Genomic DNA, 5,624 nt, shown 5'->3' on the forward strand with positions numbered 1-5,624 from the left:
CTGCGGCTTGCGGTGAACGAGGCCAACCTGCCGGTGATGGGCCGCAACGCCCAGGGACCGGTGCTGCTGCGTCTGCTGCCGGGCGAGACGGTGGTGGGGGCCGCCGGAGTGGATGGCGAGGGCAGCGTGCTGCTGGCCAGCGCGCGCGGCCAGATCAAGCGGCTGGGGGTGGCCGGACTGCGTCGCTGCCAGCGCGGCGATCTCGGCCAGATCGGTCTGCGTTTCGAGCAGCGCGAGGATCAATTGATCGACCTGCGGCCCGGCAGCGCCGATCTGGTGGCAGGCCTGCTCAGCGATGGCCGCAGCCTGCGGCTGGCCACGGCAGCACTGATCGCGGAGGATCCCGGCGGCAGCGGCATGGCACTGCCGCTGAACCCGTCAGACCGCCTGAATGCGCTGGTGCCGCTCGGTCTCTAACTAGAGGGCAGGCGGATGCTGCTCCAGCACCTGCTTGAGGTACCGCCCCGTGTGGGAGGTGGGATGCTCCGCCACCTCTTCTGGGGTGCCCGTCACCACGATCTGACCGCCCTTGTCGCCGCCTTCTGGACCCAGAGCGATTATCCAAGTTTAATCCATCGCAAATGATCTCAAGCGGACTCAATTAAGGAGCCAGAACTAGATCCACTTTCACAGTAATTACCTTAATTTTACACCATGATCAGGGCTATCTGAAGAGAGCATTATATTCAGATATAGCTAAAACTACTTATCGCAACTCAATATAACAAATATAGCCATAAAAAAGTTCGATTGATAGTTCATCGTCCCGAAGATAAGAGAGAGAATTTATGTTTTCAAGAAGCTCCGCCTTAGAAGGAAAAAGTGGAGTAGCACTTAGGCTATAGCTTGGGTCGTCCCAAGAGCCTCCCCAGTCATGAGCTGAATTAATGCAGATCGGAGACATTTCCTGATATACGGATATATTTTTTAGCATCGTGCTACGGTCGGCATTGTTGGCTTTTCGAACAATTGACTGCCTGCTGTAATTACGGTACAATATTTTCTCTTCAAGTAGGTACATCAGTCTACGCATCGATTTCGGCTTGTACTGCTCAGACATCTGTCTAGTGGGGTGGCCATTGCGGGACAAAACATGCCTCAGGCTATAACAGTCTCCCTGACCAAATGGAAAGTTGTCTTCAAATATTGCTCTTTTAAAGCCATGCCACTTCATATCCTGCAATCTTTGATACGCATTCTGGTGATCATCGAAAAAGCACAGTGAATCTTCGATATCATAAGCAGTCCAGTCAATTTCAGCAAAGTCTTCTATCTTATAATCAGCACGAAATGAAGTGTATTGTCTTGTTTTAGGTTCAGGGTCAATACTTACAATCTTGGCATTGGGTAGCGTTGATTCTATGAGCCATGTTGAAAACCCTTTCCAGACACCGCTCTCTACGACCAAAGCTGGACTAAACTTTTTGAGGACTACATAGAGTGCGAACGCGTGGTTCGCGTGCATACCTCCCAAGTTGTCCGATATTGGGGAAGAAAAGTAAAGTCGAAAGAAGTCTTCAAGATGAGACTCAAGCTCTTTGTTCGTAAAGACTGGATTGATTATCATTTGGACTGGAGAAGTAGATTCATCATACAGCCTTCGCAAAACAATGGCAATTCCTAATTCTTCAAGCCACTTCCGTAGCCAGCTCCCCAGTTTTTCCCAATCCCTAAGCCGCTACTGGCTGCGGCGGATGCTGCTCCAGCACCTGCTTGAGGTACCGCCCCGTGTGGGAGGTGGGATGCTCCTCCACCTCTTCTGGGGTGCCCGTCACCACGATCTGACCGCCCTTGTCGCCGCCTTCTGGACCGAGATCGACGATCCAGTCGGAGCAGCGAATCACATCGAGGTTGTGCTCGATCACCAGGATTGAGTTGCCCTTATCGACCGACCTCTGCATCACATCCATGAAGTGATCCGATCCTCCAGATCCCGTGTGCGGCAATAGGTTTGGGAGTATTCAAGAAGAAAAGCCGATTTTTGAGCCGATCAGACCCTTTTGAGGTCTTTTTGTATCCCGACGAACCCGTTTCGGCTAAAAATGGCTTCAATGCTGGGTTTAGGTATCGGTTTCTCCTGCTGCCCCCACCTATTCATGAGGCATCGACGGATCCATCACACCTCATGAGGAAACCACCAACTCTGCGGAACAACAATGGAGTCGTTCAGGTTCGACTGAACATCGACGGCAAAGACACCTTTATCAACCGCATTGATCGTTGGGAAGACCCTGCTGCCATTGCCCGTGCTCATGCGATCAGCAGTCGGATCTGGTCGGATTGGTGCGATGGCACTTTTGATCAAACCTTGCGTTCCTACCAGACGACCAGTGATCGGCAGGACAAGGGGTTGTTGAATGCCCTGAAGCAACTTGCTGAAACCAATCGGCAAGGTCGAACGATTCATGCGTATCGAACAATCCAACGATACGGACGCACCATCAGGGATCGGTCTGATGTTGAGGAGTTCGTTGGTTGGATGCAGCAGCAGGGTCTGAAGAACCGAACCATCGTCGGAATCCTGACCGAATGCCGCAGGGTGCTGCCTAAATGCAGATCCCTCTTCACCTACAAACTCAAGTTTGACCAAACGCACATTCAGTCGGACATTCTGAGCAAGCAAGACATCGAAATGGTGTTGAGTGATCTCAAACAGAATGAAGCATGGTTCTACCCATTGTTCCTGCTGTGGTTGAACACGGGTCTACGAAACGGAGAACTCAGGGCATTGTCATGGGACTGCATCAGATGGTCAGAGGGAGAACTTCTGATTTATAAGTCCCTCAAGGTCGATGGTTTGAGTTCGCATCGGTTCATTCCGTCCACCACGAAGACGGAAAGAGAACGGGTGGTGCCCTTGAATCAGCAAGTTCTCAAGGTGCTGCAGGAGCACCAGGAGCAGATGAAAGAAATCGATCTGTTCGATCCGACTGGGTTGGTGTTCCTCACTCCCCTTTCACACGGCAATGTCTACGATTCAATTCTCGGGATGGTCTGGAAAAGATCCCTGCGTCGATGTGGACTGAAACCCCGACGACTTTATGCACAACGACACACCTTCGTTTCTCATGCCCTGGCAATGGGGAACTCGGTTGCTGATCTTGCTGCCATTGCAGGACACAGCACTCAAACGATGCTGAAGGTCTATGCCAAACCCACTGGGAGGGTTCAGATGCCCTCCTGGTCTCCATCCTGAACAGCATCAGTGGGGTTGTCATGGGATCCTTGAGCATTGGGGTTCCTTCGATTGCCGTTGGATCGAGGGGAACCCTTGCCCTGGGATCTTGAATTCTTCGATTTCGTTTGCTTAGCTTGATGCTTTGATGGTAACGGAATCACAGAATCACGGGGATTTGGACAATTCGTTTACCATCCTGTAGTTCCAGCATGATGCCTTTCCCTCTGATACTTCTTATACATCTGCGGATTAAGTGCTTCAATCAGTCGTGGAAACGAAAGTTTCGGATGAGGACATGCCATTCTGCGGCAAGTAAATGTCCAGGTGTTCCAGTCATCCACCCAAATAAGAGCACAAACCTTCTCATTGCGTTTTGATTCGGTCTTTCTGGCAGGAGAACAGAATGGACATGGAGACACCCACTTGACTGACTTTCCCGATCCCTTGAGGACAGGTTCATGGAAATAGTATCGGAAGAGTTGCTCTCTGTATTGTTTGTCGATGTTAAATTCGGTATTCATATATTTTATTCATTGACCCTGATATTATAAGTGATTCCGTGTCAAGCATTCTGAATGGCATCATTATCAGCAGGGGTTGACAATGTATCAATATGGCAGTGGAATAACTCTGTTAGTGGCTCAGAGAAAGGAAGTATCTTGAAATTCCGAAATACATAAATAACTTTGTTATTCCATGATCAGATTGTGGGTTCTTATGGAACCAAACATGAATCAAATCATCAGATTCGTTGCCGAAGGCAACCTTGTGCGAAGCACAAGCAATTAGAAATACCATTTAAAACCTAAAGGTGGGATGTATTCCTCATGGTTCCCAGTGATCCAAGATGACTCCTGATAAGAACCAGTGAAACCCATCAGAACCAATGATATTTATATCCTCCATAAATAATCAAGACCAGATGCACACATATACACCAGAAAGAAGAATTCGTGAGTCCTTATCCTTCAAGCAACATGAGGCATATCTCCTGGAGACCAGAGATTCCCTGTGCAAGCATTATAAACTGAATAAAAGTGATCTTATCAAGTATCTGATCAAGAAGGAGCATCAGAACCTCAAGTCACCTGATGCCTATCTGTTCAAATGAAATCAGAATCGAAACGGATCCTTGTGGAGATCCAGAAGAAAGCAATCAACCCCATCACGCACAAACCCACCTTCAGGACACCTGATGAAGTCCTGGAGGAAGCACTCGATCTGCTCTATCGGAACCTGAGGAGCAAGAAGGTCTTATGAGGCATCCAGAACCCATTGCAACGGCACTCAGGAAGCCCTCATGCTGATGGTGCTGCTGGTTCTGATCGGGTCTGATGGGTGCCTCAGGAGCACCTGGATCCTTATGAAAAGGGTGGTCAGACCAAATCTATAAAAGTGGTTACTTGTAGACATTCATCTAACTACTTCTTTCCTTTAAATTGTAATGCGAGTGCCTGCGGGGTAAATCCAATGAGATCAAAGTATCCAAATGGAAGAACAAGTTGATCTATCACAAATCTTTCATCCCAATTAAATGCCTCATCAAAATACAAGAGATCTCCCTCGCGCATTTCTCCCTTAATAATATTCCAAGCAAATTCAGTTGGTTGCAACAAGTCAAGATCAAAAAAAATGATCCACCTCTCATTCTCCCGTCGATCAAGATTTACCTTTGGGAGAGTCGTCTCAACGTCACCGATGTGCCACTGGACACGTTGATCATCAATTGGTGGGGGGGATGCCATCAGAACTAAAATATCCCTTGGGCAAGTTTCTCCAAGGCGTCGGAAGACCAGTAAATCTATCAAATCCATTCCATACTAAGGAAGAATCTGATATGTGTGCCAACCACCACTGAGAAGCATATCCCCAAGCAACACCAAACTCGAATACTCGAAGATACTTATTATCAGTTCTCTGCAGAATCAAATCCCACAGATGCTCTCTCTTTGAACACGGGATTGAGTTAGATTTGAATTTCTTAGAAACCCAATTTAGAAATCCAGCAATTTCTCCTACATTTGAAATCTTATTTCTAATAGGAGGAAAGACCTGAAAAAACCAAGACGCAATCAATTGGGTATACACAACAAACCTTGTTCTTCCGTCTCCACGAATTTACATATCTATATTACAGGAGGAGCCTGACTAAAAAAACACACTTGCTTTCATTGTCAATCAGATTTTGACAGAGTTAAGTCCATATACTTTTGTTACCTGTTAGAGCCACAACCCAAGCCACCTCCACCCTCACCCCACTCCCTCCCAGTCCCCCAGATCCCTTCCAGGATCTCCTCCTCACCCCACCACCACCTCAGGAGGATGCTGCTCCAGCACCTGCTTGAGATACCGACCCGTGTGACTGGTGGGATGGTCCGCCACCTCTTCGGGGGTGCCGCTGACCACGATCTGCCCACCCTTGTCGCCCCCTTCTGGACCCAGATCA

General features: G+C 48.5%; 4 protein-coding genes and 3 pseudogenes. 2 read left to right on the forward strand and 5 right to left on the reverse strand.

Going from position 1 to position 5,624, the window contains the following annotated elements; genetic code table 11:
- Nucleotides 1-417 (forward strand): DNA gyrase C-terminal beta-propeller domain-containing protein (locus ACIQ2E_RS15080; RefSeq protein WP_398332309.1); only part of this gene is annotated, 417 nt, incomplete at its 5' end.
- Here ACIQ2E_RS15080 and ACIQ2E_RS15085 read toward each other — a convergent pair.
- From ACIQ2E_RS15085 to ACIQ2E_RS15095, 3 genes and pseudogenes are all read right to left on the reverse strand, one after another.
- Nucleotides 418-564: pseudogene (locus ACIQ2E_RS15085) on the reverse strand (DNA helicase UvrA); the annotation flags it as partial.
- A 142-nt stretch (nt 565-706) separates the two neighbouring features.
- A complete protein-coding gene (locus ACIQ2E_RS15090; RefSeq protein ID WP_398332311.1) occupies nt 707-1,567 on the reverse strand; it encodes a hypothetical protein in 861 nt (286 codons plus the stop codon).
- A gap of 103 nt (nt 1,568-1,670) precedes the next feature.
- Nucleotides 1,671-1,916 (reverse strand): annotated as a pseudogene (locus ACIQ2E_RS15095) (hypothetical protein); the annotation flags it as partial.
- Nucleotides 1,917-2,011: 95 nt separating this feature from the next.
- Between ACIQ2E_RS15095 and ACIQ2E_RS15100 the strand changes: the two are divergent.
- Complete coding sequence (locus tag ACIQ2E_RS15100) at nt 2,012-3,196, forward strand: site-specific integrase (RefSeq protein ID WP_398332313.1); 1,185 nt, start codon at nt 2,012-2,014, stop codon at nt 3,194-3,196.
- Nucleotides 3,197-4,599: 1,403 nt separating this feature from the next.
- Here ACIQ2E_RS15100 and ACIQ2E_RS15105 read toward each other — a convergent pair.
- Nucleotides 4,600-4,923: a hypothetical protein gene (locus ACIQ2E_RS15105; protein ID WP_398332315.1), complete on the reverse strand. Its 324-nt coding sequence runs from the start codon at nt 4,921-4,923 to the stop codon at nt 4,600-4,602.
- A 553-nt stretch (nt 4,924-5,476) separates the two neighbouring features.
- A pseudogene (locus tag ACIQ2E_RS15110) lies at nt 5,477-5,624 on the reverse strand (DNA helicase UvrA); the annotation flags it as partial.

Origin of the sequence: Vulcanococcus sp., assembly GCF_044369115.1 — a bacterium.
Classification (GTDB): domain Bacteria; phylum Cyanobacteriota; class Cyanobacteriia; order PCC-6307; family Cyanobiaceae; genus Vulcanococcus.